The following is a 26,903-nucleotide window of genomic DNA, read 5'->3' as shown; positions in this document are numbered from 1 at the left end:
CTAAGATAACGGGCTTGCCGTCCCCTATGCTGTCACGTTACATCAATGGCAGCACGCTGCCCTCCGAGGGCAACGCTAAGAAAATCGTGGACTCCCTCCTCTCGAGGGAAGTTATCACAAGCATTGTGGCCAAGGCCATAAAGGTGTACAATGGCTTTTACAACATAACCGGCGTAACGCTTGACCCCATGGCCTTAACGCTGGTCTCTGAATACGTTGTAAAGAGGTTTGACAAGACCTTCACGTGCGTGCTGACGCCTGAGGCCGGAGGCATAAGCCTGGCCACCGCCATAGGCCTAGCGGCCAACGTGCCTATAGTGGTCGCCAGGAAGCAGAGGCCGCCCTCAGAGGAGCCCATACTCGAGGCCATGTACCTCTCCGGGCCCGCCTCCTATACGGTGTTCTACGTGACTAAGAGGGAGCTTCCCAAGGACTCCAGGGTCCTAATAGTTGACGACTTTAGCATACATGGCCACACGCTCAGGGCCCTGGCCGAGCTTGTTAGAAGGGCTGGGGCTAAGCTCGTTGGAACCGTTGTAGTGGTAGCCGTGGGAACAGACTGGAAAGTTGCAGAGAACTCAGAGGCTCTGCTAGAAATAAGGGGTTAAGCTAAGGCTTTGACTAGCTCTTTAGCGACAAGCGGCGCCACGTCAACCTGCTTGACGATGTCGCTCTGAGCCGGCGTGGTGTTAGCGGCGTAAACCTGGGCTATGCCTGCAGACCTAAGCCTCTCTTCGGCCCCCTGGGCCAGGACAGCGTGCGCGACCATAACAGTGATGCTCCTGGCGCCCTGCTCCTTAAGCATTTCTGCCGCCTTGGCCACGGTACCCCCCGTGCTAATGATGTCATCCACTATTATCACGTCCTTGCCATCCACGTCCAACTGCTTTGGCTTCATGGTGATCTCGCCCGTGACTCTGTCCCTTTGTTTTTCAATGTAATCATAAGATGTTCCCAGGCGCTCCGCGAGCGACTTCGCCCTTTCAAGGGCTCCAAGGTCGGGCGATAGGACCACGTAGTTAGGGCCGCTCATCCCAAGCGTGTCAGCCATGTAGGAGTAGGGCCTAACGTTAAGCGCGACGCCAGGGAACTGCCTTAGGCTTTCGGCTTTATGGATCTCTACCGTAGCTATGTGAGTAAACCCGGCTGACCAAAGGGCTCTCAACACGGACCTTATGCTGACCGGCTCCCCCTGAAGGAACTGCCTGTCTTGCCTGGCATATGCAAGATAGGGGGCTACTAATATGACCCTGTTAGCCCCAGAGGCCTTAAGCGAGTCGGCCGCCAGCAGGCTGGCCACCACCGACGAGTCTTGCTTAGGTATCATGGTCTTAACGTATATAGCGTCCACGCCCTTAACATCACATGTAACTCTAATATACTGTTCACCATCAGGGAACTCCTTGTATTGGGGCTCGCAAAGGGATCCATTTATTGAGTTAGCCAACGACTTAGCGAAAGCCCTAGACACCTCATCCGAACCTGGCACTACTGCGTACAAGGGCCTGCGCCCTTGAGCTTCCTTGAGCCTTAGGAATTTAGCTCTATAAGTTAAAGCCAGACCCTTAAGGGCATGTATTGCATGTCAGCCTAGCGAGAAAGTTAAGCGGACTTTTTATAAGCTAGCACTTTCCCTAACGTAAAACTATTATGCCTAATGAGCCACTAAAGGTTATATTCGGCAGGGCCCTAGATAATATAAAGTGGTTTGGGGACTGTATATGGGCGCACAGGCCATCGTTATGATAAACACGGACGTCGGCAAGGAAAACGACATATTTAATGAGCTTCTTAAGATAGATGAGGTCAAGAAAGTCTACATGGTGTACGGCATTCACGATCTTGTGGCCTTTGTAGAGGCAGAGAACATGGATAAGCTCAGATCGCTTATAACTGATAAGATAAGGAAGCTTAACGGAGTGAAGAGCACGCTTACCAGCATAATAGTCGTTGGAAAGGAGAGAAGCTAAAAGGAGTGAAGAGGAGAGTGAGCACTGTTCTCCTGTATACTTTTATATAATATTTTGTTAAGCATTAGTTGTTAGCAGCGACTATACTTAAATCTTGTTGCCTAGGTTTACATCCTTAAAAAGAGTATTTGTCTGTGGAATTAAGGGTCGGCAGTACAAGATCTTGTAAAGAGCGTGAGCTCCCTTGAGAAAGCCTACAGGCGACGTAGTGATCGCCGGTTTAGGACTCGCCGGCTCCCTGCTCTCGCTGAGGCTTGCCGAAAGAGGCTTTAAGGTGATGGCCTTTGAACCCGTAGAGTCTTCCTACGTTAAGCCGTGCGGCGAGCAGCTGACGCTCGAGGAGCTGCCATTAAGGCTAGCCAAGGCCTATGACGTCATAAAGACTATAGTAAACTTTGTCCATGTTTTCGTTGAGGGCAAATACGTAACCACGACCAACATGAGCGGAAACTCCAAGTGGGCCATAATAGATAAGCCCCGGCTTATAATGTCGCTCAGGAGGTCAGCCCTGGATAATGGCGTTGATGTAATAAGGAGGCCGTGGAACGGCGAGCGAGGGGCTCTGACCATAGATTCAAGGGGGCCTTATAACCTACCCCTTTCATCGGAAGTCCTTGCACTGAGGGTTATAGCTAAGGTACCCGCGTGGAGCTCTGAGGAGGCAACCCTTGACTTCAGGCCCTCTTCTGGAGGCCTTTATTGGGTGTTCCCCTACGATGACAGCGGCCACTTAATAAACGTAGGCGCTGGCTTTGTAGGACTTTACGACGCCGTCCACCTAGAAGGCCTGGTCCGAGGGTACATTAAAGAAAAGATAAGCCCGTGCTTTGACGTTTTGGAAGTTAAGGGCGCGCCCATAAACGTGTTTACTAACCCCTCGCTTAGTACCGGTGACATTATTAACGTAGGTGAGGCCGCAGGCCTTGTAATGGCATGGAGCGGCGAGGGCAACAGGCCCTCTATAGTCTCTGCGGAGGCGCTAGCTGGTGCAATAGCAAGTTATGGCGTTGAAGACCGCACCTCCATCCTTAAGAAATACTCTGAAGGCATATCCAGTCTTTTAAGTTCAGCTGTGCTATCGCGGCTCCTAACCAGGGCCAGTTATAGGTCCCCCTTGGCTGAGGGTCTCCTAAGGAACATGCCTAAATGGGCCTGGGACCTTTACGTCAGGCAAGAGCTTAGCCTAGGCGACTTTCTGAGGACTGTCCCTCAAGCTATAGCTTCCATGCTCGTGAGGCGAGAGGATAAAAGATAAGCTTTAAAGTTAGCGCGGGAAGGCTCTACCGTGAGGGCCCGTAGCTCAGCCAGGTAGAGCGCCCGGCTCATAACCGGGTGGTCCGGGGTTCAAACCCCCGCGGGCCCATAGCCCCCTGAGATTTTAGTAAAGCTCGCGGGGCTCTTCTACGTTCAGCTACTGCCTAACCCTTGGCCAACAGATGACTGTTATCCCAAAGTAAAAGGCGACGCAAGAGTAAAAGGGGCAAGCCGCAACTCGATTAAGCGGCAGCGATGAGGATGGTGGAGCGACTCTGAATAATGATGTGCGACTATCCCCTGAGCTGCCCTCTGAAGTAAGCGTGTATTTGGTCTTTTCCTGCTAGAAAAACTTATAGTAGATAAGTAAAATATATTCAGCTAATGGGTGAACTGAAGACCTTAAAATAGGCTTTTAAGCGACTGTATACAGCTCTCTCCTTTCGACGGCGGTGCCTATGAAGCTTCCAGAGAAGGTTGACGTGGTATTCATAGGCGGTGGTGGCGCCTCTTATCCTGGAGCCTTCGAGCTGGCAGAGGCAGGGCTCTCAGTGCTCATGGTTGACGAGAAGGGCAACCTGGGTGGCGACTGCCTCTACGCAGGCTGCATACCATCGAAAACCGTGAGGACGAAGATCCTGGAGTACACCTCGACCACAAATAGGATAGACCCTGAGCAGATATGGCAGGAGGTCGTAAAGGCCAAGGAGGAGGTCCAGAGGATCAGGTACGAGCACCACATGGAGGAAATAAAAGAGCACGAGCCTAACCTATCCTTTGCCAAGGGCTGGGCCACAATACTTGGACCTAACAAGGTCAAGGTGGATACTGAGGAGGGAACCTTTGAGGTTGAAACCAAGAGGCTCGTCATAGGCGCTGGGGCGGAGCACGTGATAATACCGATTCCCGGTAAGGAGCTCGCTATCACCAGCGACGCGCTCTTCGCCTACCAGAAGACAATGGGCCACCTGCCAAAGTCCCTGGCAATAATAGGCGGCGGCTACATAGGGGTTGAGGTAGCCGACATGCTGAGCAGGCTTGGTACTCACGTATCAATTGTAGAGATGATGGACAGGCTCCTGCCCAACATGCCTCCAGAGCTCTCAGAGGCAGCAATGCAGCGCATGAAGGAGGCGGGCGTTGACGTGTACCTCAGGAGCCCGGCCCAGAGCATCGAGAAGAGGGGAGAGTACAAGGTGCTTAAGGCTAAGAGCGCCGATGGCAAGGAGGTTGAGGTTGAGGCAGAGGAAGTACTAATGGCCGTGGGAAGGAGGCCCAGGACCAGGGGCTATGGGCTGGAAGCGCTTGAGAGCCAGGGGCTTAAAGTCGACAAGACCGGCGTGCAGGTGACGCCCGGCCTCAGGACTACCTTGCCTAACGTGTATGCCGCTGGCGACGTCACTGGCAAGGCCATGCTCTTCCACGCAGCAGTTAAGGAGAGTGTCATTGTGGCAAAGAACATACTTGCCGGTAAGGAGGTCTACAGGTTTAACTACCACTCAGTGCCATACACCATATTCACGTACCCTGAGATTGCCATGGTCGGCTACACGGAGGACGAGCTGAAGGCTCTAGGGATACAGTACGAGGTGGTCAACTACTCGCTTAAGCATGATGCCCAGTCAGAGATCGTGGGCCACAGGGAGGGCTGGATGAAGATACTGCTCGAAAAGGAGTCCCTCAGGATACTGGGCTTTGAGGCCTACGCCCATGATGCCGCTGAGCTAAGCGCTGTATTTGCGGCAGCTATAGAGAACAACCTGACCGCCAAGAACCTCGCATGGGTGGCAGGGCCCCACCCACTGACATTCGAGTCCATAAACTATGCCCTGAGGCCCTACTTCTGACCCTCTTTGATCCCTAAGAACTCTTTTGAGAACCTGTGAGGTAACAGCTCCGAGAGCCTCCAGACCTTTAACTTATTTCCTTCATTTGAGATTGAGTATACTATCGTGTCATCATCGCCAAACTCAGCTATCACCTGCAGGCATGCCCCGCAGGGGGGAGCGGGCTCCCCCCTCTCCACCATGACTAAGACCTCCCTTACTTTTCTCTCCCCGCTGCTTACAGCCTTGAATATGGCAACCCTCTCAGCGCACATGCTTAATCCATAGCTCGCGTTCTCTATGTTAACGCCACTATAAATGGCTCCAGAGCCGGCTCTTACGGCTGAGGCTACCCGATAGCCGGAGTAGGGCGCATATGCCCTGTTTATCGCCCCTCTGGCCTCCTTTAACAGGTCCTCGGGCACGCTCATGAGCTAAACACCACCCTTTATAAGTTCCGACCGCCCGCCTAAAGAGCCTCCCAGCAGCGCTCCCCATAGTTCCTATAGTCTCAATTATTACAACATAGCATATATATTATCTATAGAATTCTATAGAACTCTGCATATAGCATAGAATTGCTTAAATAGGATAAGTAGCACGGGACTACCTGGTGAACCAGTGTCCGACGGAAAAGGATTAAGCAACAGCGCTAAGGGCTCCCCGTTCAGTCTTCTTGACAAAGGAAGGTTTACCATGGGCCTCCTCAAAGTTGTCTTGGTCTCCGGGATGGGTTTCTTCACGGACGCCTACGACCTCTTCAATATCAACATAATGCTGCTCTTCCTGACGCCCCTGTGGCACCTCACAAGCGTGCAGGAGGCGCTGCTAGCCTCCTCAGCAATATTCTCAGCAATCGTAGGTCAGCTGCTCTTTGGGAGGCTTCTTGACCTTCTTGGAAGGAAGAAGATATATGGAATAGAGGCAGGCATACTCGCCGCTGGAGCCATGCTCAGCGCTTTCTCAACGAACTTCACAATGTTGTTGGCCACTAGAACCGTCATGGGCCTAGGCATAGGCGGTGATTACCCAGCCTCGGCCACCATAGCAAGCGAGTACGCGCCCACTTCTAGCAGGGGCAAGAGCGTCGCGCTAGTCTTCTCAATGCAGGGATTTGGCATAGCCACAGCGATGATCACGGGCCTCCTGGCGGCTGCCTACCTGCCTGCAGACATGGCCTGGAGGGTTGTGGCCCTTGTAGGGGCAATACCCCCCGCCTTTGTTGTCTACTTCAGAAGGCACGTGCCCGAGACGCCCAGGTACTCCCTGCTTGTAAGAGGTGACGCTAACGAGGCCAAAAAGGGCCTCAGACTGGTCCTAGGCTCTGACGGCGAGGTCGTCAAGGCAAAGGCGCAGCACACGCCCATCTCTGAGTTCTTCAAGGAGTACTGGCCCCTGCTTATAGGCACTACACTGCCATGGACGTTTATGGACATGGCGCTCTACGGCACCGGTGTGTTCTCGTCCTATGTGACTTCATCGTTGCTGCCTGCAAAGAGCTTGACCGCCTCTGTCCTGAGGGCTGGCATACCTCTGCTAATAGGGATACCTGGCTACTTCGCTGCGGCAGCGCTCGTCGACAGGCTTGGCAGGAAGTCCCTTCAGCTAATCGGGTTCGCCATAGTGACGGCCATTTACATCCCCATGGCGCTCTACTACATGAAATTCATAAACATAAACAGCTACCTACTCTATGCCTTCTTCGGACTCTCGTTCACCGCACTTAACCTGGGGCCGAACACCACGACATTCATACTGCCGGCGGAGGTCTACCCGGTCAGATATAGGTCTACAGGCCACGGCATCTCGGCCGCCGCGGGCAAGGCGGGTGCGGCAATAACGACGTTTGCGTTTCCGCTGATAAAGGCCTCCCTGGGCAGCAGCCTAGGGCTGGCGTTCATCTTTGGCCTGCTGGCCGCTGTCAGCGTCATAGCTATGATAATAACTGCCGCCTTCATACCCGAGACCAAGATGGTGCCCCTCGAGGAGGCCAGCAAGGAAAAGCTAGTTGTTGAGTCCCCAGTACCCGTGCCGCACCGCTCTAGTTAACTTCAGGCCGCCTTAAGCTTACGCCACCTTAGCATCTCGTCAACTTCCAGCCTCTCCTTCTCCGCTAATGTAAGGCTGTTGAGAACCCTCAGCGCGCCGTGCCTCGAGAGGTACCTGTTATTGTTACCGCAGTACGGCGAGTAGACGCAGCGGGGGCACCCATCCTCGCAAGTGCACGATGAAACTATGCTCTTTGCTATCTCCTGTATCTTAAGCAGTCTCTCGTAAACTAGCCTAGAGGCGCCATTACCTCCGACATGGGAGTCATAGATAACTATGTGGCCTGTGGGGTAACTGACGCCGCTTAAGTCCGTATCGCTGGCCCCCACGACAGGCCTTGAGGCCGCTATGAGCACGTGCTCTAACGCATGATAGGCGCTGAGCGACGACTCTAACGTGTCAAACTCCAGCAGCGGGTACCTCAGAGCCACCCCCTTGGTCCAGTAGTCCCAAGTTATGGGGCTCTCGTACTCCACCTCATTGAGCGTGGCGCCGCTGAACTCATCCTTAATCACATACCCCGTCACCGAAACTTGAACGTGGACGTCCCCATAGGCGGCGGCCACGGGCCCGTAGTTGGTGGAGCTCTCGGCCCTGACCTCAAGGATATCTATGCTGTACAGGGGTTTCGTGTAAAAGTTGACGTTCTCTGACAGCTTTACCGTGTAGGCCCTCATAGAGCTGAGGTCAAGCCTTGACGAGAGCAGCGGCTGCCCTGCGTGGTAGTACAGCGCCCCTGGGTGTAAGTCGTAAAGGGCCATGGGCATTTCCCTCTCGCCTACCACCTTGTTATTGAGAACTATCTTGACCATGGGGCCCGTGGACCTCAAGCCCTGTGATGCCAGAAACTCACGGGCGGGCCTCCACTGGGGCATTATTATGTCTCCCTTTAGGCTCAGAAGCCCCTTGTCGACAGCCCACGTTATGGGGACCTGGAGCTCCCTGGGCAGGGAGCTCCTCCTCAGGGCGCCCCTCTGCATTGCCAGTGCGACCAGGTGTAGCTTCGTCACCTCGGCGTTGCCTGGCTCTATATAGCCGGGGTCGGGCTCCCTTGAGAAGAACTCCTGAGGCCTTGAGGCGTAGTAGGCCTCTATAGGGTCGTCCCCCATAAGCGTCGCCACGAGCCCTGGCCTTCCCCTCCTGCCCGCCCTGCCAGCGCGCTGAACGTAGCTTGAGTAGCTCTTCGGAAGGGACGCCATGACCACGGCGTCCAGGTCGCCTATGTCTATGCCGAGCTCCAGGGTTGACGTCGCCACGACAGCGTTAAGGGTGCCCTCCGCGAACTCCCGCTCAACTTTCCTCCTGTGCTCGGCTGGGAGCCCCGCCCTGTGGACCTCCGCGTTAACATTATAGTTCCTCCTAATGATCCTTGCCACCAGCTCGGCCATCTGCTGCGAGTCAGTGAAGCCCAACACCTTGAGGCCCTCCGAGGCCAGGGAAGCTATTAAGTAGGCCGCGAAGGACCACCTGCTGAGCCTGCCGTAGTCTACAAACGCGTGAACAGCCTCCCCCCTGCGCCTCCTGGGGCCTTCGACCACCTCCACGTCCTGCCTAGAGAAGAGCTTAGCCCCCAGGTCACCCGGGTTGCCTATAGTGGCCCCCGCGCCCACCAGCTGCAGCCTGCCAGCGGCCTGAGAAAGCCTGTATATGACCCACTTGACGTGAGAGCCCAGTACACCCTGGTACACATGCATCTCGTCGAACACGGCCGCGCTTATCCCGGACACCAGTTCTCTGAAGTCTTTGGACTCGGCCAAACCTACGTGTATCATGTCGGGGTTTGTGATTATGAACGACGGGGGATCCTCGTATATTGATCTGCGCTCCGCTGGGGGTGTGTCGCCGTCGAGCACCGCATACCTTAAACCGACGCCCGACAGCAGCGAGGAGAGCCTTCTGGCCTGGTCCCTGGCAAGGGCCTTGGTGGGGTAAACCAGCAGGAACCTCTCCCCTCTGCCCTTGAGCGCCCTCTCTATGAGGGGTATCATAAAGGCCTCGGTCTTGCCCGTCCCCGTGCCAGCCACTATTATCGTGTCCTTGCCCTGCCTTATCCTTGATATGGCGTCCCATTGGAACCTGTAGAGCCTGGCTATGCCTCGGGCCTCCAGGGACCTAACCAGCTCCTCAGGAAGCCCTAAGTCTGTAACTGAGGGACCTGGCTCGGGCTCACCCTCGGTCTCATGATATAGGTAAATGACCTTTCCGCCGTTACCTCTAACGGCCTTACTGAGGAGCTCTTCTAGCCTCTCCACGCTTTCCATAGTTTCTGCGCCTCACGAACTTGTCCAGACCTAGGGCTCCCACGGCAGCATCGACAACCCAGGAGAGCTCCGGGGACCCCCTGGACAGCCTCAGCTTGAACCTCTCATATTTGACCCTAAGCCTCTCAGTGCCGCTCTCGTCATATACCGTGAATGATCCCTTAACTCTCTTCCTGGGCCCCATGATAAGCGAAGCCACAACCGCGTACTCACCGCGGCCGAGCTTGACTTCAACGTAACCTGCCTTGCCCCTGCTGTAAGTTCCCTTGCCAGGCCTCTGGGGCTCCGCTATAATGCGTTGGTTCTGCCCACTAATTACAACAACTACGGTTCTCTTTACGTGTAGGCCTCTGCGACTCCTAGTGAGCTCAACTGGAAGCTCCAAGCCTCAGCTCCTGGTTGGACAGCTGTGACAAAGGGCTATTAGGGTAGCCTCTCCGACGGCCTTTTTAGGGACCATAAGAAGAGAGGTGTTTGCTTAATGGACGTTCCTGTCCTTTGAGGTATCTGAGGAAGGATCAGGGGCGCTCCCCGTTATAGGGGCTAGGTGGCTTAGGTCGAGGCCCACCAGGCTTCTGTTAGCGGTCTCGAAACCAAAGACTCTCCATATGATGGCACCACCGAGGCCAAGGAATGCCATGACTGTCATTATTGAGGCGCCCAGAATGAAGCTGTTACTAACATATGGCAGCGTGAGGACCCCAGTTATTACGCCCGTGAGTATCCACACAAGGGCCCTGACGGCTGACACGTAGAGGCCTCTCTTATTGGTTGGGAACAGCTCAGGCTCCAGCAGGGCCCTGGCAGCCCAGGTCAACTCCACCGGTATGAACGTGGCTGCAAACGCAATTAAGAGCGGCAGAGTAAAGGCTAGATGATAGACGTAAGCCATAGCGGCCAGCGCGATCCACATGACTAGCTGAAGGCCAAATGAAAGCGTGGCAAAGGTCCTCCTTTCAGCCTTAGGCGTTATCGCAAACGCCGCTATAATGCCAACAACGGTCATTATGAATCCTCCCAGCAGCGGTACCAGCGTTGTTACGCTCATGCCGGCGAACTGTGAAGATGAGAAGTAAGCGTAGGTTATTCCATATGTTATGTACACGAAGGCGACGTCCTGCGATATACCTAAGGCCAGGAGAGTCGCAAACCTGAGCCCTATGCCGGACGTAGGAACCACCGGCGCGGCGGAGCCCCCATCAACGGCCCTCCACGCGCTCTTGAGGTCCAAGGATCCCTCCTTCACGGCCCTCCACGGAAGGCTCTCCGAGAGGCCAATCCACGCAATAATGAAAGCCGCCACGGGCGCTATGTACATAAGCATGAGGGCCAGCCTCTCGTTCATAGTTGAAGCGGCGCTGCCGTGGAACAGAAGCAGCGGCACGAAGGCCAGCGCCACGCCCAGGTTACCGAAGTTAGGGGCCAGGACCAGCAGCTTGCTCCTCCTGGCCGGGTCGTAGCTCTCAGCTATTGTCGTGAGCACGGGACTTTCGAGACCTATGGCAGCCATGCCCACCAGTGCCATTGAGGCTACCAGCAGCGCCAGGTTGTCCATGTTAAAGAAGTAGACGGGAACGTAAAGCAGCAGCCCAACTATTAATATCGCTGACGTCAACAGAAAGGCTTTTCTCCTTCCTAACCTGTCAAGCGTGATCCCAGCGAATATAGCTCCCAGCCCACCAAATATGTATGGTAGGCTATAACCAAGCCAGCTGTAGGAGCTGGGCACTACGTTGCTTGCCACGCTGACAGGGCCGTAGCTCTCCGCTAGTCCATAAACTATCATGCCTATGGACAGGGCCGCGAAGGCCAGCCACTGCTGCGAGCCCTTTGTGCTCAAGCCAGGCACCAAGGCTGGTCTTTGAAAGAGTCCTTATAAACTGCGTGGTTTCTGTCTACTTGAAAATTAACTTAGTTAAGTAAAAATAGTCTACCTAGGGTGTTAAAAGGACCCGTAACTGTTCTGTTGCTACCGCTGCCAACGTGGCCACTTACCTCCGCTGGTACCATTGAGGCGGCCAGCTACCTCTAAGATTGCCTTAACAGGCCTTGTGTTGATATTGTGCGCCGCCAGTCGCCTCTGGACCTTCGATGGTTGTCGAGGTCATATAGACATGTAACTACGTAACTGACGCTTTAACGGGCCCGATTTAAAGGTTCTTTCTTAACCTTCGCTGGTCCCATTCGGGGAGGGCCGCAAGGTTGGAGCGTCAGCTGCTCAGCGTTGCCATAGATGACACTGATAGCCAATATGGAGGCTGCACAACGCACCTGACCGGGCTGATACTTAAGGAGCTTGGCAACAGGGCGCTTTTAGCCGACTACCCGCTCCTGGTTAGGCTTAACCCAAACATACCGTGGAGGACCAGGGGCAACGCCGCCACGGTGCTCAGGCTTATTTATGATGGCGACCCTAAGGACCTCATGGAGATGTTGTGGTCCATAATAGAGGAGTACACGGAGCCCCGCCCTCCCCTTCCTGGCAAGTCGCCAGGCCTAGTGGTGGCTCCTGGGAGGCCCTGGGAGTCGGAGCGACTTAAGTGGCTTTACCGTAAGGCCCTCTCTGACGTCGTTACACTTGACGTGGCCACTGAGAGCCTCAGCAAGTATGGAGCCTTATGGCGTGGCGGCAGGGGAGTGATAGGGGCCGCCTCCTCTTTAGCGGCCCTCTACCCAGGCGAGCCTTACACCTTTGAGCTGACCTTCTACAGGAGGCCGGAGAACTGGGGAAGCAGGAGGTGCGTTTACTCTGACAAAGTAGCTTACCTGGAGGGCCAGAGCAGCGGCACGCTGAACAACTTAGAACTTGATGAGGGCGTTACAAGCGCGGCCCCCGGCGGCCCTGACCCAGTGCTGGCCGGCTTCAGGGGCACGGACCCTGGGGAGCTCTGGAAGTTCGACGAGGCCCTGTGCGAGAGGCCCCACTTCGCGGTACTTTACAGGTCGAACCAGCACACCGGGGTTCACCTGCAGGCCCAGGAGCCTAAGATATATCGCTCCGTGAACATTACAGTAAGCGTCAGGTCCTCCCCGCTTAAGCTTCCCGGAGGACATGTTATAGTGGAAGTCAGCGACGGGGTGAACACATATGACGCTGCCTTCTATGAGGACTCCGGTCCCTTGGCCAGGGCTGCAGAGCTGCTATACCCAGGGGATGTCATTAACATAGCTGGAGGCGTTAGGCCATACTCGCCCCGGGGGAAGCTGACTATCTCCGTCGAGGCGATGAAGGTCGTCAGCGTGGCGCAACGCAGCGTGCAGGTCCCCCCTCGCTGTCCTAGGTGCGGGGCACGCATGGAGAGCCTGGGGAGGGGCAAGGGCTATCGGTGCCCCAGGTGCGGCCTGAGGTCAAACGACCACAGGCAGTCCCTCGTTGTAGAGAGGGAGCTGCTGCCTGGCAGCTATTATTATAAGGTCGGCAGGGCCAGGCACCTATCCCCAGTAGGAGCTAGGTTGCCGACGCTGGACAGGCTCCCGGTTACCATAAACGTCAGTGACGTCCTGAGGATCTACTGACGTGTTAACTCCCCAGTATACACCCCTCTGTTTCCTGTGGAAGCACCTATGGTACGGGCGCCCCTCAGCTTCTATTGCAACGCATAGAGGTTGCAGGACAGAGGTCTCTGAAGTTCCTGCTAAAGAAAAGCATTTGGTTTGTACAATATGTTTTTGTAACGACACTTATTAATATTATTTTTAGATTTTTAATTTGTATTTAATATTCCAAGGAAACAGTATTGAGAGGGAGTGATTCGCAAAGGAGTCCACAGCCTGCCTCCACAGGAAACAGAGGGGTGGCCCAGCTAGCCCAAGGGCCTGGGCCTTAAATACACCCCTCTGTTTCCTGTGGAGCCCCTTTCGGTGGCCGGCTTAGCAACAACGCTAAAAAAGATCAGGAGCCTTTAGTAGCTGGGCGAAAGAATGTATACAGAGCTTAGATTTCATGGCAGGGGAGGGCAGGGCGCCGTAACAGCAGCTACCATACTTGCAAGGGCAGCGCTCTTTGAGGGTAAGTGGGCCCAGGCAATACCTGAGTTCGGGGCCGAGAGAAGGGGCGCCCCTGTACGCGTCTATGCGAGGATCTCTGATAAGCCAATTCAGGTGCACAGCACCGTCGTGGAACCTGACATAGTGGTAGTCCTTGATTATGAGCTTCTGAAGCTGGTGGATGTCACGGAGGGCCTGAAGCCTGAAGGCATTGTAGTGTTAAACTCCCCGGTTAACACAAGCCCCTTCCCTAAGTTCAGGACCTTCTGCGTCAACGCAACTAAGATCGCTAAGGACCTGAACCTGGTGGTCAGCGGGTGGCCAACGGTTAACACTGCAATGGTGGGCGCTCTGGCCAAGGCCAGCGGCATCGTCAGCATAGATTCCGTGGTAAAGGCCATCGGTGAGTACTTCAGCTCTCCAACGCTAGCTAAAGCTAACGGCGACGCAGCAGTAAGGGCTTTCGAAGAGATAACGCAATGCTAATTTTAAAAGTGGGCCTAACAAAATAATCTCACTCAGTACATATAAAGCTTATTTACAGTAGAGTTTGGTATTCAGTAATGGGTACATTAGGAAGGGGTGTCTGCAACGGAGGTGCTAGTTGAGAAGCCTCGCACGTATTGGGCGGCGCCAATATCATACCCGGCCGAGGGGTCCTCAGGCAAGACGGGCCTCTGGAGGACTGAGCGGCCGGTGGTACATTTGGACAAGTGCATTAAGTGCCTCTTCTGCTGGCTCTACTGCCCCGAGGACACCATACTAAGGAGGGAGGACGACTATGTTTATGTGGACTATGACTATTGCAAGGGGTGCGGCATCTGCGCTCAGGTGTGCCCGACACACGCGATAGAGATGGTGCCTGAACCGTCGCTAGGAGGTGAGAGGGCATGACAATGAAGGCTTTGACCGGCAACCACGCGGTCTCCGAAGCCGTAAAGCTGGCTAGGGTTAAGGTAATAGCGGCCTACCCGATAACTCCTCAGACAACCATGGTTGAGAAGCTCGCCGAGATGGTGGACAAGGGCGAGCTCGAGGCTAAGATGATAAGGGTGGAGAGCGAGCACAGCGCCCTAGCAGCCACCCTGGGAGCGGCGGCCGCGGGTGCCAGGGCTTTCACGGCAACTTCAAGCCACGGGCTCCTGTACATGCATGAGGTGCTCTGGTGGACCGCAGGGGCCAGGATACCTGTAGTTATGGCCGTGGCTGCCAGGGCCATAGGGCCGCCGTGGAACATACACGTTGAGCACAGCGACGTCATGGATCAGAGGGACACTGGATGGATAATATCTGTGGCCCAGGAGAACCAGGAGGCATTTGACCTGACGCTGCAGGCCTTCAGGATAAGCGAGGACCCCAGGGTATACCTTCCCATGATAGTCACGCTTGACGGCTTCATACTATCCCACACGGTGGCCCCCGTAGACATACCTTCACAGGAGGATGTCGACAACTGGTTGCCGCCGAGGAGACAGCCCTACGTGATCACGCCTGAGAGCAACGTGGTAATGGGCAACATAGCGTCGGACGAGGACTACTTCATGATGAGGTACTCCATACAGGCAGCCATGAAGGCGGCCAAACAAGTTATAAACGAGGTTGACCTTGAGTATGGAAAGGCCTTTGGAAGGTCCTACGGCGGGCTGGTGGAGTGCTACCGCTGCGATGACGCGGACTACGTAATAGTAATAACGGGCAGCTGGGCTGGCGACGCTAAGAAGGCCGCCGACATGTTGAGGGACAAGGGCGTCAGAGCGGGCGTCGCAAGGATCAGGTTTGTCAGGCCGTGGCCTGAGGAGGACCTCAGGGATAAGCTATTCAACAAGAAGGGGGTGATAGTGTTTGACAGGAGCGTCTCGTTTGGAAGCTATGGGCAGCTCTTCAGCGACACGGCGGCAACGCTGTACGGAGCTAAGGTGTCCATGAGGGGCGTCGTAGCGGGACTTGGAGGCGTCGACGTGAGGCCTGATGATATAATGGCTGAGGTTATGGACTTCGTTGGCAGGGTTGAGGAGAGAGGCCTCGTGTATGAACCGCAGAGGTGGATGCTGCCTAAGAAGTACGCCCAGGTAGGTAAGGAGGTGGGCCTCTGATGCCCATAAGGCTGGCCGACCTTCCCAGGAGAAGGTACGGGATGCCAGGGAACGCGGCGTGCCCTGGCTGCCCTGAGACCATGGGGCTAAGATACGTTAAGATGGCGCTCGGGGACAACGTGGTGCTAGTGATACCCGCCGGCTGCAGCAGCGTCATCCAGGGAATAGTGCCTAGGAGCGGCATAAACTTTCCAGTGCTCAACATAGTTTTCGCCTCGGCCGCCAGCTCCGCAGCTGGCATGAAGGCGGCGTTTGAAATGATGGGCAAGAACTATAACGTAGTTGTCTGGGCTGGCGACGGCGGAACCGCCGACATAGGGTTCCAGTCCATGAGCGGGGCCGCCGAGCGCAATGATGACATAATTTACATATGCGTAGACAACGAGGCCTACATGAACACTGGCATTCAGAGGAGCGGCCTAACGCCGTACGGTGCGTGGACCACCACAACCTACGCAGGAAAGACGGAGAAGAAGAAGCCCCTGCCGTTCATAATGATAGCTCACAACGTGCCTTACGTGGCTACTGCCACAGTCGGCTACCCGCAGGACTTTATAGAGAAGCTCAGGAAGGCGGCCTCAATAAGGGGCTTCAAGTACATACACCTGCACGCACCATGTCCAGTAGGGTGGAGGTTCGACCCAGGGCTCACCGCTAAGATAGCCCAGCTGGCGGTCCAGACGGGGGTCTTCCCCCTGTTCGAGTACGAGAATGGCAAGTTGAAGCTGAGCTCCTACAGCGGCATGTACAGGAACCCGCAGAAGAGGGTGCCCCTCGTAGAGTACCTCAAGCTTCAGGGCAGGTTCCAGCCCGTGCTTAAGGATCCGGAGAAGCTCAAGGGCCTGCAGGAAGAGATTGACACCATGTGGCGCTGGATAGAGATGTTGGAGAAGTACGGCCCTCAGGCACTGAAGTGAAGTCCTAACCTTTGTTTCAACCGCTTTGCACTATTCCATCTTTTCAACAACGTCCAGTACTTAGTTAGAAAATTTTGGCATTCAGAAGCCTGCTAGGAGTGCAGGTTTTTCACCTCCTCCAATTACTATCTAGGTAGCCGAGCATAGGTGTTACGTGAGTGTCAGCTCAACGGCAGCCTGAGGAGTTAATGAAGCTGGCCTCGCAGTTTCTTAACGAGCTTGAGGCACCATTCGTGGGCAGGCATGAGGAGTCGCTAGTGATAACGCTGGCCCTCATGACGGGCGAGCACGTGGTACTCATAGGGGAACCGGGCACGGCTAAGAGCGCCATAGCAAGGAGGTCCGCCGACCTGCTTAATGCCAGGTTCTTCAAGTACCTCCTGACAAAGTTTACAGAGCCCAGTGAGCTCTTCGGACCCCTCGACATAAAGTCCCTCAGGCAGGGGGTCTATAAGAGGATAACGGCTGGAAAGCTGCCGGAGGCCGAGATAGCCTTCCTGGACGAGATATTTAATGCCAACAGCGCCGTGCTCAACAGCATACTCAGCATAATGCAGGAAAGAGTCCTATATGACGGCTATACTGAGATAAAGGTGCCGCTTTGGACCCTCGTGGGGGCGTCCAACAGGGTTCCCGAGGAGCCCGAGCTTGAGGCGCTGTATGACAGGTTCCTCTTCAGGCAGAGCGTCAGGCCACTGGATGAGGAGTCATGGGACAGCCTCCTTGATGCTGCGTGGAAGCTTGAAATGGGGGTCTCACAGTCAGCCCCTAAAGTTATGACGATGGACGACCTCAGGGCCATCAATAACCTCATGTTTAAGGTTGACCTAAGTCCCATAAAGAGCAAGTTGATAAGGCTCTTCATGATCATGAATGAGAAGGAGCTTCACATAAGCGACAGGAGAAAGGGCAAGATATTGAAGGCCATAGCGGCCCACGCGATGCTCGAGGGCAGGATGCAGGCCACGGAGTCGGACCTCGTAGTACTTAGGTATACCGTGCCCAGGGACATAGACGATTTTGACAAGGTAAACACCATATTGGTGGAGGAGCTCAAGACTAAGGAGAGGATACTGCGTGAGCTTGACGAGATAGCTAACAACGTTAAGAACGCCGAGAAGTCAATAAAGGAGCTTGAGGCCTTCGACCCCAGGCTCCTGGACATATACAAGAACCTGAAGGTAGCTAAAGGCAAGATACAAAGCCTCGTACAGGACGTCGAAGATGAGGAGGTCAGGAAGAAGGCTGAGGAGGTGGACGAGATGATAGAGAATCTGACGCAGGAAATTATGATAAAGTTAAACATGTGAAGAGTGAGGATGATGAGCGAGGACAAGGAGAGGAAAGACCGTGAGAAACGGCCTCTAACGAGCGTCCACCCGGAGGTAGGCTTAATAGATGAGATAAAGCTTTACCGTGGGGAGAAGGTCCTCTCCGTGGCTAAGAGAATAGCGGAGAAGGACCTTGATCAGAGGATAACAGCCGCCCTGGCCGTCGACGTCTTTTACACGTACTACTTGCCCGTGCCTCTGATACCGGAGCAGAGCGAGACCGACGATAAGGACATGAACTTCAGGAGATCTATAGTCTCAGCTATGGTGAAGAGCGAGAGCCTTTGGAAGTCCAAGATCTACACCACAGCGGACACCCTAACTAGCATAGTAGCCTCAGCATCATTCATAGAGAGGCTGAACAGGCTCCTTCCGCCTCCTGAGGGCTCGGGCGGAAGCAACAAGTCGCAGGAGCAGCAGGAGCAGCAGGAGCAGGAGGGGCCTGAGTCAGGACCCCCTAACATCCAGGAGGCTGTTCAGAAGGCTGCCGAGGCCGCAATGAAGGACTCTGAGATGGCAAAGAAAATAAAGATGACGGCCGAAAGGCTAGGCGCAGGCAAGGGGAGCGTCTTCTCCCTGGAGAGCTCCGCCGAGCTGGTGTTAAGGCTTGCAAGGGAGACGGACGTCGCTAGAATACTTGAGAAAATCGAAGGCTTCAGGCTGCCCTCAGTAAAGGGCAGGAACACCACCAAGTTCTCTAAGGGTTGGGTCTCAGGGCTTGAGTACGGGGGCGACGTAGAGAGAATTCACTACAGCCAGCTCGCGCTTCCAGATGACCTCTTTTATGCGGACCTGGCCAACGGCAAGCTGTTACTTTACGAGAAGGAGCTGCCGGCCTCCAGAGGGCCCATCTACGTGCTCCTTGATAAGAGCGGTAGCATGGTGGGCTCTAAGATAGACTGGGCCAGGGCTGTTGCCGTGACCCTCTTCAAGAAATCCATGGACGAGGGTAGGACGTTTATAGTTAGGTTCTTCGATTCCATACCCTACAGCCCAATGGTAGTGAGGAGTAACTCAAAGCCCAACGACGTGTTAAGACTACTCTCTTATCTTGCAAGAGTGAAGGCGGGCGGAGGAACCGACATAACTAGGGCTGTCTCATCAGCAGTTGACGACATTGACAGGATGAAGTTGGGAGGCAAGGACAAGCCAAGCGACATAATATTGATTACTGACGGCGAGGACCGGCTGAGCCCTGAGGTCCTCCAGCGCATGTTAAAGAAGGTCAACGCGCACCTCCACTCAGTTATGATACAGGGACACAACACTTTCCTACAACAGGTCTCGTACAGGTATCTAACGGTGCGCAAACTAGAGCGCAAGGAAGCCCTAGAAGTTATAGACTTCAGCTAAGGTGGGGAAACGCCATAGCTTTTTACAATATTGTCTATGTTGACCTTATATAGGAGCTCCTCCGTGACCAAGGAGTCCCTCAGTAGCCCTGCTTCAACTTCCGCAAGCGACCATGGAGTAACAACATTGTTTAACATAACTCCAGGAAAGTCACTTTCTACCATAAAATCCCAGGCGTTCAAGGCGGCGGCAGCCCTCAGTACCTCCTTCCTTCCGAAAACAGTGGCGGCGTATCCAAGGGAGGAGGCCGCGGGAATCATATCGGGACGGGCGTGATGGAATACTATCTTGCTTGACGGCTTCACGTTGAGCTTCCTTATCACCTCATGTGTCAAGAGCACGGTGTCAGGGCCTATGTCCTCCAAATGAAGGTGAATTACGCAGTTCTCCTCAGAGCCAGCCTTAATGGCCTCCTCCATTAACAGCTCTGACACCAAAAGACTGAGGGGCGCCGCTTTATAATGCTGTCTTCCCACCTCTCCTATTCCATCAAGGAGACCATTCCTACAGAGCTTCAACTCGTACTGCAGGACCCTCCTGCCAAGGTCCAGGACTTCAGACGGCCTTAGTCCCATGGATAGAAGCTCATCAACATCGCCAGGGTAGAAGCCGTCTATGCAGGCTGCGGAAACACCCTTAGAGCGCAGCTCCGAGCAAGTTTTGACATGTATGTCCACGGACTTTAGATAGGCGTCCCTCAGGCTGGGGGGCATAGCGCCATAGTCCCAAGGCGATACTCCAACAAGGGCCACGAACCATCCATTAGCTTTATGGAAGGCTTCCGCAAACTCGTTTGCACCGAGGCCCTTGACGGCATTAATATGTGAGTGGGCGTCGGCTATGGGTACCTTGGAGCTCTCGTTGACACTCATATTCAAGGTACCTAAATCAGGTGCCGCTCCTAAAGTATTATGTTTTAATAGCCCGTCCGCTGTAAACTTTTAGCGTAGCTTTAACCTTACATTAACGGCTAGCCCTGAAAATCTTTGGTGAGCTTAAGTGAGCTGCAACCCAAAGGAAGCTGCGGCAGCTGGTGCCGTCGAGGTCGCTAAAGAGTTCATTGCACACGCTTCCTTAGTAGGCATAGGCACGGGAACCACTGTTAAGGAGTTTCTCATGAGAGCCTCTGGCCTGCTTAGGGGCAAGAGGGTGGTGAGCTCCAGCTTATCAACGGCCCTCTCTCTCAGTGGCGAAGGCGTGGACGTCATATATTATCCAGCTGGCGATGCCTTAATAGACGTTTACATAGACGGAGCCGACGAGGTCACATTAAGCGGTGACATGATAAAGGGTCGAGGAGGAGCGCTGCTGGGAGAGAAGATGTTGACATTCTTCAGTAGGATCAGCATATTTATTGTGGGTGAGGACAAGCTTGTTGAAAAGCTAGGCTCCAGGGGGCCCCTGCCGCTGGAGGTGGTCCCAGAGGCTTACCCTATGGTTGCCAGCGAGCTCAGGTCCATGGGATTTAAGGTGGTTCCCAGGGAGGGCAGCGGTAAGGTAGGTCCCCTAATAAGTGATTGGAGGGGCATGATAGTCGACGTATACACAGGGCCCATAGAGGATCCAGGAAGCCTTGACATGAAGCTGCATAATATACCTGGCGTAGTCGACACGGGGCTCTTCCTTGGAATGGCGGACTATGTAGTGGTGGGCAGGAGGGACTGCAGGTATGAAGTTCTCAGGGTTACAAGGAAGACCAAGGCCTCCGCTCTACGACGCTGAGCAAGCCATAGAGTCAATGGCGCGACTTAGGAGCTATCCTAAATCATGGGAGTCCAGCATAACCGAGGAGGAGACGTCGCAAAGGTACGTTAAAATTAGATCCGGAAGACTTGAGCTGTGGGTTTACATGGGCGCTCACGGCGACCACATCATAGTTCCAGTAGCCCCCAGGGGGCGCACGCCCAGAGGCGCCGATGCGAAGCCAGTATACTGCAGCTGTGAGGGATTTCAGAGGAGGCTGCTCAGCGAAGACGAGTTTGGGTGCACGCACGTAATAGCTTTCAGTAAGGCTTTGAGGAGGGGCAGTAAACCTCATAGCTTAGAAGGCCTACCTATAGGCGATGTGCTTAATATAGTGAATGAGGTGCTGACTTTAGGACAGAGCGTCACCTTAAGGAGGCTTTTATATGGCAATGTTCAAAAAAGCACTTCCTGAGGTTAGTGGACTACCATCCTAGCTATGATGACAGCCGCCGCTACCATGGCAGATATGATGACAAGCGAGGTGGGCGAGATCTCAATCTTAGACTTATAGTTCTCGTAGAAGGCCATGAGGCCAGCCGCGGCCAGGGGTCCTGACTCCTTCCTCTTCTTACCGCTTGAGGCGCTCTTTTTCTTATCAGGCATAGGGCCTCGCGCCCTTAATGTTAGCCGGCGTTATTTAACCTAACTTGGGGCAAGCCCTTGGAGCTCAGGTGTGTTCAGAGGGCCATGAGGGATGAGTATTTCAACAGGGACAGCGAGAGGGGTCTCTTTCCAACTTTTGCATGGTTTGTAGAAGAGGTCGGGGAGCTTGGCGAGGCCCTGTTGAAGAGGGATAAGGCAGGCATCTCGGAGGAGCTTGCAGATGTCATAGCGTGGGCCATAAGCATAGCTAATCTACTTGACATAGATGTCGAGGAGGCGCTGCGGGGCAAATACGGGCAAGAGCTTGCTAATGCCGGCTGCTGCGAAGGCGCAAAGAGTTGACCATATCATACAGTGAGCGCGGGTCTTTCTCAACAAGGGTACCATTAACTATGCCATCAGCTCCAGCCTCGGCTATAGCTGCGGCGACCTCGGGCGAGTTAATGCCGCCGCCAACTATCAGGAGACCATCAAAGCCAGCTGAGTTAAGCACGGACTTAACAACCCTAACGGAGCTGGGCGGTATAGGCTGCGGGGCGCCGCTGCCAGCCTCAAGGTAGATTAGAGAGGCCCCCATCATAGCACTTGCCAGTGCATAGGCGGCCAGTATGTCGCTCCTCTCGTAGGGTATGGGCCTAGCCCTGCCTATGTAGCCTGCGGCACCGCCATAGCCAACTATTATGTAAGCGGTCGGGATGGGCTCTATGCCCATCCTTAACACTATGGGGGCCGCCTGGGCCTGAACCCCCGTGACATAATACGGGTCATCGCTATTCATGAGGGTCATGAACAGTACGGCGTCAGCGTGGGGCGTTAAACCATTGATGTTTCCAGGGAACAATATTACAGGAAGCCCTGACTTCCTGACAGCCCTGACCACCTCGGACAGCAGAGGCTCAAAGATACCTAGGGAGCCCCCTATTAGAATCGCCGTGGAGCCGGCGTCCGCCGCCGTCATCGCTATTCTTTCGGCCTCCTCGGGCGAGGTCTTCTCAGGGTCTATGAGGGTCAGGTGTATCTTACCCTTTTCATCCCTCTCTGAGAGCAGCATCCTTAGGACCTTTCCTATCTTCAAAGCTCCCTTCCTCTGAGTCGGCTTGAGAAATTAAGTAGTTCCTAAATTTTAAACGTTATTCTTCCTTCCCCTCCTCGCTGCCCTCTTCCTCGCTTTCGCTGCCCTCCTCAGATGCTGGACGCGAGCACTCGTCTAGACGGTTTTCATAGGCTAGGTCAGATATTTTGTTGTAAACGTCAACCTTGTCAAGAGTTATCGGGACCCTGAGCTCACAGTACAGGTGGCATGTACCACACCTGGCTATCGCCAGCTTCTCATCAGCTGAGTCCAGCTTTTTGAAGTCCACAGTCAGCGTCATAGCGCCGCAGCGGGGGCACTGGAAGTACCTTGAAGGCTTCCTCACTCTTTTGACTTGTTTAATTCTTCTCTTCCTCCTCCTTGCCACCCTAGCCACCCGCCTAGCCTCGCTCCTTGACGAAGTTAAATAGCTCGCTGAAGCTAAACCTCTTCACATGTAAGATAATTGAACCCCATAAGGTAGTGGATCCCTTCCGGGCTTCAGCGAACCTGGCGTAAGCAGGACGGTTCTCCTGGCTAAAATAAATGGTGCGGCGGCCGGGACTCGAACCCGGGACCTCCGGCGTGGCAGGCCGGCGTCCTAGTCCAAGCTAGACTACCGCCGCACCAGTTGAGTTACCTATAGCTCCCCTTTTTTAAGCTAGCTTCTATCTTAGTGCGCGGTGAGGGCATTGCCCCTAAAGCCTTTCGAATGGACTTACAGCTGCACAAAGGTGCACTTCGGACCCAGCTCCGAGGAGTCACTGAGAAGCTACATTAAAGGCGTCAGGAAGGTCATTATAGTAACGGGTAGGATCGCAGCCAAGGCCAGCGGAGCGCTCGATGACGTCATTGCCATATTGAGGGATAACGGAGTAGAATATTCTGTATTCGACAGAGTTGTGGCTAACCCACCTTCATCGCTTGCGGATGAGCTGGCGAAGTACGTTAAGGACTTCGGGGCTGAGGCCCTGATAGCGATAGGCGGAGGAAGTACAATAGATACTGCTAAGGTTGCCTCTGCCATAGCTGCTAATGGCGGCACAGCCCTGGATTACCTTTACGGCAAGCGGCGCGCCCAGACGTGTCTACCGGTTTACGCGGTGAACCTTACTCACGGAACTGGGTCCGAGGTCAACCGCTACGCCAATATGACGGACGTCACCAGGGGCGACAAGCTTGGCAACGAGGTCTGCTACCCTAAGGCGGCCTTTGACGATCCAAGGTACACCATCTCTATGCCCATGGAGCAGGTACTTTGTACTACTTTCGATGCGCTCTACCATGCTTACGAGGCCGCCACGACGGTCGGAAGCTCGCCGCTGGTCTGGGCTTTGGCCGAGGAGTCTATAAGGAGGATTGCTGAGAACTTACCCCTGGCGGTGGCTAACCCCAAGGATGAGGCGCCCAGGTACTGGCTCATGTATTCATCCATGATATCGGGCGTCGCTATAGACCTCAGCCCGACAAACATAGTACACCAGATAGAGAACATATTGAGCGGCCTAGTGCCGTCGCTGCCTCACGGGTGCGGCCTGGCGATAATAGGGCCCGCCTTGGCGCCGATAATACATTCGGCCTCCCCTGATATATCTACAAGGCTTCTGAGAATACTGGAGCCCTCTGGGAACATAACGGCGGAAACCGCCGGCTATATACTTGGAAAGTTCGCGGAGTCCGTCGGGTTTAACAAGAAGCTAGGCTACTATGGCATAGGTAGGGACATAGTGAGGGAGGCCGTAAGGAGGGCCTTCAGCAACCCAATAGTAGCCGAGAGGCTTAGGACCAGGCTTGGAAGGATAAACCTTGACGAGCAAAAGTTGACGGAGCTCCTAACATCTATGATTTAGCCTTTAACGTAGTCCTTTCCTATGAGCTCCCTCGCCACTATGTACCTCATTATGTTCTGCGTCCCCTCAGCCCCCACAAAGTATGACAGTACGCCCAGGAGGTTCCTGAACACGTTAGCCTCCTCCGTGTAGGCCAGCGCGCCGTAGGTCTTCATTAGGACCTCAGCGGCGTTCAGGGCAGTCTCAACGGCCTCTATCTTGGCGGCTGAGGCCCAGTAGTCAAGGTCGTGAGGCCTTAGGCCCGCCTCCTTCCTTATGTAAATTCTGTCTGCCACCTGTGCGGCCTTGTAGACAAGTAGCCTGGCAGCCTCTAGCTTTGAGGCCACCTCAGCTATTGGGAAGCTGACGCCCTGGTAGGAAGCTATAGGCCTGTCGCCAAAGAGTTTGCGCTCCCTAGCATAGCTGATTGCTGTCTCCAGGGCCCACTGGGCGGCACCTATGTTAGCCGCGCTGACGAGAACCCTGGCCAGCGAGAAGCCCTCCATGGCTATGTAGAACCCCCTCCCCTCTTGGCCGATTACGTATCTGCTCTCCACAGGGGTTCCGTTGAACTTGAGGGTACCCGTTGATATGGCATGTCTTCCTATGGTATTGAGTATCGAGTACTCAAAGCCTTCAGGCCTCTTACCTCTGTAGTTGCCTATGAAGGCAAATCCTGTGAGGGCCCTGTGGCCAGGCTCGGGCGAGGTGCGGGCTATCAGGTACCAGGAGCCCAGGTCTAGCTGCTCCATGGCCTCCCTGACGCCGCTTATGTAAACTTTCTCCCCTGAAACCCTGTAGATGCCATTGGCGTCCTTAACAGCTGATGTTCGCTCCCCTGCAACGTCGCTGCCGCCGGTCGGTTCCGTGGAGGCTATGCCAAAGAACGCCCTGCCCCTGCCCACTAGGGGCAGTATCTCTTGCTTCACCTCCTCGTTGCCGTAAAGGTAAAGTATGTATGGCCACGCGTTGTTAAGCAGCGTGAAGACAGCCGTGGCTACGGCAGGGTCGTTATAGGCCACCTCCTCAACAGCCAACGCTGCCAGCAGGAAGCTGCCCCCCTGCCCCCCATACTGCTCCGGCACTGGGATTGCAAAGAGGCCCTGCTCACCCATTCTATGGATAAGGTCCGTAGGTATCATTTTCTTGGCATCCATGTCACTCCATATAGTCGCCAGTTCCTTGGAGAGAAACTCGTGGACCGACTGCTTAAACAGTTTCTCATCCTGAGATAGCTCGAAGTCCAACGCGCTCACCGGGGTAGCCCAGGAGAGGAAAATATTAAGTGTTGTCAAGTGAGCTGCCATAACATAATTTACGTAACTGCTCGTTATTTTAATTGTTTCTAACCCTTTAATGCCACTTAAGTAAGCCGGACGCCGTGCGTCCGTCAAAGCCCTGACAAGGTTTATAGAACTCCCCCTTAACTAACGGTGATCTGGAGGGCGCCACCGTGAAGCCGTGAGCAGTCGCAAGGCGGAGGAAGGCGCCCAGTGAAGCTCCCGCGTCGTGGCCGGGGGCCCGCGCTCCCTAACCTAGGCGCGGGGAGGGGGCAAGGACGACGAGGCCGAGCTACTAATGGCCACTAAAGGTGGCCGTCAGTCACGGCAAGGGCCGAACCCTAGTCACCTTCACCGCAGTTAGAGAGTATCGAGGTTATCATGTCGCTGCATTCCTTTACTAGCGTTGCAGCGGTCTCTGATCCATGATTAGAGGCTTCAAGGAGGCCCCTAACGGTCTTGCAGAGAAGGTCCTCATATTTAAGGCCAAACTTTTTCAGTGTGATTTCGCTCACCGCCAAGGACGTAGTCCTTATGAAAGGAAGGTAATCATCGCTGACTATCGCTCTAACATAGATGCCTGTGGAGTTAATGACGACTTCACGTCCCTTGCCTATATCAATTGATATCTCATGATCTCCTGGGGGAGGCGCTAGACATAGTATAAGCTCAAGGCCCTCCTTACCGCGGCAGCGGCAGCTCATTATTTATCCGAGTCCGAGGCTTCCCTGGTAGACTTTAAAAGTGAGTCAGCACTACCCAGTGCAAGGTGTAAATATTGAGCTCCCCGCTCAGCAAACTTGAAGAGATATCGAGGACGTCCAGGAAAGGGGCCGCGTCACTGCAAGTGTCCTCTATGATATCTGAAATCATGGAACTTAACAGCGCTGTGGACCAGGTGGCAAGATATGTGGAGTGCCTGGCGTCGGCCAAGGGAGGCTGCACTCAGCTTAATGGGGCCTCTCTCTGTTCCGCCAGCTGTGGCGAGGCTTTCTACATGAATGACGCCGGCCTGCTTAAGATATGGAAGGTAGGCAGCAACGCTCTATCAATAGTCAGGGGATCCGACACATTCCTTGTGAGCACGAAGAACTTCAGCGTCCAAATAGATCAGACTTCCTACAGGGCCAGGCTCTGGAGCTCTTCAATAAGCGGTCAGCTCACCCAGGAGCAGCTCGCTAAGGACTCCCAGTTGATCCTCCAGGCCATAAGGAAGCTTCTGCCAAAGGTGAAGACCTTAGCGGGTTCCCTAAGCCAATGCGCCCGTTCCCAGGGCATTAAGTGCTAGGCCTTGAGGCTTTACTAGGATAAACATTTTATTACTATGGGCCA

The 26,903-nt window shown here is 54.5% G+C and carries 28 protein-coding genes and 2 tRNA genes; 18 read left to right on the top strand and 12 right to left on the bottom strand.

Annotated elements, in window-relative coordinates; translation table 11 throughout:
- Positions 1-14: 14 nt before the first annotated feature.
- Entirely contained in the window at positions 15-608 is a 594-nt protein-coding gene (locus ACP5H1_RS00475) for a phosphoribosyltransferase family protein (RefSeq protein ID WP_427970561.1), read from the top strand.
- On the opposite strand, the gene prs is transcribed toward ACP5H1_RS00475, so the two are convergent.
- On the bottom strand, positions 605-1,501 hold the full coding sequence (gene prs / locus ACP5H1_RS00470) for a ribose-phosphate diphosphokinase (protein ID WP_427970559.1): 897 nt from the start codon (positions 1,499-1,501) through the stop codon (positions 605-607). The two genes, ACP5H1_RS00475 and prs, sit on opposite strands and share 4 nt — an antisense overlap.
- Positions 1,502-1,721: 220 nt before the next feature.
- Here prs and ACP5H1_RS00465 point away from each other — a divergent pair, with 220 nt between their 5' ends.
- From ACP5H1_RS00465 to ACP5H1_RS00450, 4 genes are all read left to right on the top strand, one after another.
- Positions 1,722-1,970, top strand: coding sequence for an Lrp/AsnC ligand binding domain-containing protein (locus tag ACP5H1_RS00465; protein ID WP_013266982.1), 249 nt, complete (start codon positions 1,722-1,724; stop codon positions 1,968-1,970).
- Between the two features lie 184 nt (positions 1,971-2,154).
- Positions 2,155-3,225 (top strand): hypothetical protein, encoded by a 1,071-nt coding sequence (locus ACP5H1_RS00460; RefSeq protein WP_427970557.1) that lies wholly within the window; start codon positions 2,155-2,157, stop codon positions 3,223-3,225.
- A gap of 34 nt (positions 3,226-3,259) precedes the next feature.
- Positions 3,260-3,333, top strand: a tRNA-Ile gene (locus ACP5H1_RS00455).
- 349 nt (positions 3,334-3,682) lie between these two features.
- On the top strand, positions 3,683-5,071 hold the full coding sequence (locus ACP5H1_RS00450) for a dihydrolipoyl dehydrogenase (RefSeq protein ID WP_427970555.1): 1,389 nt from the start codon (positions 3,683-3,685) through the stop codon (positions 5,069-5,071).
- On the opposite strand, the gene cdd is transcribed toward ACP5H1_RS00450, so the two are convergent.
- Complete coding sequence (cdd, locus tag ACP5H1_RS00445) at positions 5,062-5,481, bottom strand: cytidine deaminase (protein ID WP_427970553.1); 420 nt, start codon at positions 5,479-5,481, stop codon at positions 5,062-5,064. The two genes, ACP5H1_RS00450 and cdd, sit on opposite strands and share 10 nt — an antisense overlap.
- A gap of 190 nt (positions 5,482-5,671) precedes the next feature.
- Between cdd and ACP5H1_RS00440 the strand changes: the two genes are divergently transcribed.
- Complete coding sequence (locus ACP5H1_RS00440) at positions 5,672-7,099, top strand: MFS transporter (RefSeq protein ID WP_427970551.1); 1,428 nt, start codon at positions 5,672-5,674, stop codon at positions 7,097-7,099.
- A 2-nt stretch (positions 7,100-7,101) separates the two neighbouring features.
- On the opposite strand, the gene ACP5H1_RS00435 is transcribed toward ACP5H1_RS00440, so the two are convergent.
- The 3 genes from ACP5H1_RS00435 to ACP5H1_RS00425 all read right to left on the bottom strand — a co-directional run bounded on the left by ACP5H1_RS00435 (position 7,102) and on the right by ACP5H1_RS00425 (position 11,209).
- Complete coding sequence (locus ACP5H1_RS00435; protein ID WP_427970549.1) at positions 7,102-9,360, bottom strand: DEAD/DEAH box helicase; 2,259 nt, start codon at positions 9,358-9,360, stop codon at positions 7,102-7,104.
- Positions 9,323-9,745, bottom strand: a complete 423-nt coding sequence (locus ACP5H1_RS00430; protein ID WP_427970547.1) for a hypothetical protein — start codon at positions 9,743-9,745, stop codon at positions 9,323-9,325. The genes ACP5H1_RS00435 and ACP5H1_RS00430 overlap by 38 nt, the downstream gene beginning before the upstream one ends.
- 93 nt (positions 9,746-9,838) lie before the next feature.
- Positions 9,839-11,209, bottom strand: a complete 1,371-nt coding sequence (locus ACP5H1_RS00425; RefSeq protein WP_427970545.1) for an MFS transporter — start codon at positions 11,207-11,209, stop codon at positions 9,839-9,841.
- Positions 11,210-11,562: 353 nt separating this feature from the next.
- On the opposite strand from ACP5H1_RS00425, the gene ACP5H1_RS00420 reads away from it, so the two are divergent.
- The 7 genes from ACP5H1_RS00420 (at position 11,563) to ACP5H1_RS00390 (ending at position 19,041) form a co-directional block, all read left to right on the top strand.
- The gene (locus ACP5H1_RS00420; RefSeq protein WP_427970544.1) at positions 11,563-12,876 is read left to right on the top strand and encodes a TiaS agmantine-binding domain-containing protein; all 1,314 of its coding nucleotides are present in this window, start codon (positions 11,563-11,565) and stop codon (positions 12,874-12,876) included.
- A 405-nt stretch (positions 12,877-13,281) separates the two neighbouring features.
- Positions 13,282-13,833: a 2-oxoacid:acceptor oxidoreductase family protein gene (locus tag ACP5H1_RS00415; protein ID WP_427970542.1), complete on the top strand. Its 552-nt coding sequence runs from the start codon at positions 13,282-13,284 to the stop codon at positions 13,831-13,833.
- A 96-nt stretch (positions 13,834-13,929) separates the two neighbouring features.
- Positions 13,930-14,241: a 4Fe-4S binding protein gene (locus tag ACP5H1_RS00410; protein WP_427970540.1), complete on the top strand. Its 312-nt coding sequence runs from the start codon at positions 13,930-13,932 to the stop codon at positions 14,239-14,241.
- On the top strand, positions 14,238-15,440 hold the full coding sequence (locus tag ACP5H1_RS00405) for a transketolase C-terminal domain-containing protein (protein WP_427970538.1): 1,203 nt from the start codon (positions 14,238-14,240) through the stop codon (positions 15,438-15,440). Before ACP5H1_RS00410 ends, ACP5H1_RS00405 begins: the two co-directional genes overlap by 4 nt.
- Complete coding sequence (locus ACP5H1_RS00400) at positions 15,440-16,357, top strand: 3-methyl-2-oxobutanoate dehydrogenase subunit beta (RefSeq protein ID WP_427970536.1); 918 nt, start codon at positions 15,440-15,442, stop codon at positions 16,355-16,357. The genes ACP5H1_RS00405 and ACP5H1_RS00400 overlap by 1 nt, the downstream gene beginning before the upstream one ends.
- 158 nt (positions 16,358-16,515) lie before the next feature.
- Positions 16,516-17,667 carry an AAA family ATPase gene (locus tag ACP5H1_RS00395; RefSeq protein ID WP_427970534.1) on the top strand — a complete coding sequence of 384 codons (1,152 nt, stop codon included), beginning with the start codon at positions 16,516-16,518 and terminating at the stop codon, positions 17,665-17,667.
- Positions 17,668-17,676: 9 nt separating this feature from the next.
- Positions 17,677-19,041 (top strand): vWA domain-containing protein, encoded by a 1,365-nt coding sequence (locus ACP5H1_RS00390; RefSeq protein ID WP_427970532.1) that lies wholly within the window; start codon positions 17,677-17,679, stop codon positions 19,039-19,041.
- Here the strand turns inward: ACP5H1_RS00390 and ACP5H1_RS00385 are convergent.
- The gene (locus tag ACP5H1_RS00385) at positions 19,038-19,913 is read right to left on the bottom strand and encodes a TatD family hydrolase (RefSeq protein WP_427970746.1); all 876 of its coding nucleotides are present in this window, start codon (positions 19,911-19,913) and stop codon (positions 19,038-19,040) included. The two genes, ACP5H1_RS00390 and ACP5H1_RS00385, sit on opposite strands and share 4 nt — an antisense overlap.
- Before the next feature lie 127 nt (positions 19,914-20,040).
- Between ACP5H1_RS00385 and rpiA the strand changes: the two genes are divergently transcribed.
- Positions 20,041-20,763, top strand: a complete 723-nt coding sequence (gene rpiA / locus ACP5H1_RS00380; protein WP_427970530.1) for a ribose 5-phosphate isomerase A — start codon at positions 20,041-20,043, stop codon at positions 20,761-20,763.
- The gene (locus ACP5H1_RS00375; protein ID WP_427970528.1) at positions 20,711-21,199 is read left to right on the top strand and encodes a hypothetical protein; all 489 of its coding nucleotides are present in this window, start codon (positions 20,711-20,713) and stop codon (positions 21,197-21,199) included. The genes rpiA and ACP5H1_RS00375 overlap by 53 nt, the downstream gene beginning before the upstream one ends.
- A 2-nt stretch (positions 21,200-21,201) precedes the next feature.
- Here ACP5H1_RS00375 and ACP5H1_RS00370 read toward each other — a convergent pair whose 3' ends face one another.
- Positions 21,202-21,390, bottom strand: coding sequence for a preprotein translocase subunit Sec61beta (locus ACP5H1_RS00370; RefSeq protein WP_427970526.1), 189 nt, complete (start codon positions 21,388-21,390; stop codon positions 21,202-21,204).
- Positions 21,391-21,447: 57 nt separating this feature from the next.
- Between ACP5H1_RS00370 and ACP5H1_RS00365 the strand changes: the two genes are divergently transcribed.
- Entirely contained in the window at positions 21,448-21,732 is a 285-nt protein-coding gene (locus ACP5H1_RS00365; RefSeq protein WP_427970524.1) for a MazG nucleotide pyrophosphohydrolase domain-containing protein, read from the top strand.
- Here the strand turns inward: ACP5H1_RS00365 and ACP5H1_RS00360 are convergent.
- The 3 genes from ACP5H1_RS00360 to ACP5H1_RS00350 all read right to left on the bottom strand — a co-directional run bounded on the left by ACP5H1_RS00360 (position 21,698) and on the right by ACP5H1_RS00350 (position 23,088).
- Positions 21,698-22,465 carry a geranylgeranylglyceryl/heptaprenylglyceryl phosphate synthase gene (locus tag ACP5H1_RS00360; protein ID WP_427970522.1) on the bottom strand — a complete coding sequence of 256 codons (768 nt, stop codon included), beginning with the start codon at positions 22,463-22,465 and terminating at the stop codon, positions 21,698-21,700. The two genes, ACP5H1_RS00365 and ACP5H1_RS00360, sit on opposite strands and share 35 nt — an antisense overlap.
- Before the next feature lie 55 nt (positions 22,466-22,520).
- On the bottom strand, positions 22,521-22,850 hold the full coding sequence (locus ACP5H1_RS00355) for a hypothetical protein (RefSeq protein ID WP_427970520.1): 330 nt from the start codon (positions 22,848-22,850) through the stop codon (positions 22,521-22,523).
- Positions 22,851-23,009: 159 nt separating this feature from the next.
- Positions 23,010-23,088, bottom strand: a tRNA-Gly gene (locus tag ACP5H1_RS00350).
- A 108-nt stretch (positions 23,089-23,196) separates the two neighbouring features.
- Here ACP5H1_RS00350 and ACP5H1_RS00345 point away from each other — a divergent pair.
- Entirely contained in the window at positions 23,197-24,312 is a 1,116-nt protein-coding gene (locus ACP5H1_RS00345; protein WP_427970518.1) for an iron-containing alcohol dehydrogenase, read from the top strand.
- On the opposite strand, the gene ACP5H1_RS00340 is transcribed toward ACP5H1_RS00345, so the two are convergent.
- Together ACP5H1_RS00340 and ACP5H1_RS00335 are read right to left on the bottom strand one after the other, a co-directional pair.
- Positions 24,309-25,547 (bottom strand): acyl-CoA dehydrogenase family protein, encoded by a 1,239-nt coding sequence (locus tag ACP5H1_RS00340; protein ID WP_427970516.1) that lies wholly within the window; start codon positions 25,545-25,547, stop codon positions 24,309-24,311. The two genes, ACP5H1_RS00345 and ACP5H1_RS00340, sit on opposite strands and share 4 nt — an antisense overlap.
- A 365-nt stretch (positions 25,548-25,912) precedes the next feature.
- Positions 25,913-26,275 (bottom strand): hypothetical protein, encoded by a 363-nt coding sequence (locus ACP5H1_RS00335; protein ID WP_427970514.1) that lies wholly within the window; start codon positions 26,273-26,275, stop codon positions 25,913-25,915.
- A 74-nt stretch (positions 26,276-26,349) separates the two neighbouring features.
- On the opposite strand from ACP5H1_RS00335, the gene ACP5H1_RS00330 reads away from it, so the two are divergent.
- Positions 26,350-26,859: a hypothetical protein gene (locus tag ACP5H1_RS00330; RefSeq protein ID WP_427970512.1), complete on the top strand. Its 510-nt coding sequence runs from the start codon at positions 26,350-26,352 to the stop codon at positions 26,857-26,859.
- Positions 26,860-26,903 lie beyond the last annotated feature (44 nt).

It is taken from the genome of Acidilobus sp. (assembly GCF_049973875.1).
In the GTDB taxonomy this organism is placed as follows: Archaea; Thermoproteota; Thermoprotei_A; order Sulfolobales; family Acidilobaceae; genus Acidilobus.
This window is presented reverse-complemented; position numbering and strand designations above follow the sequence as displayed.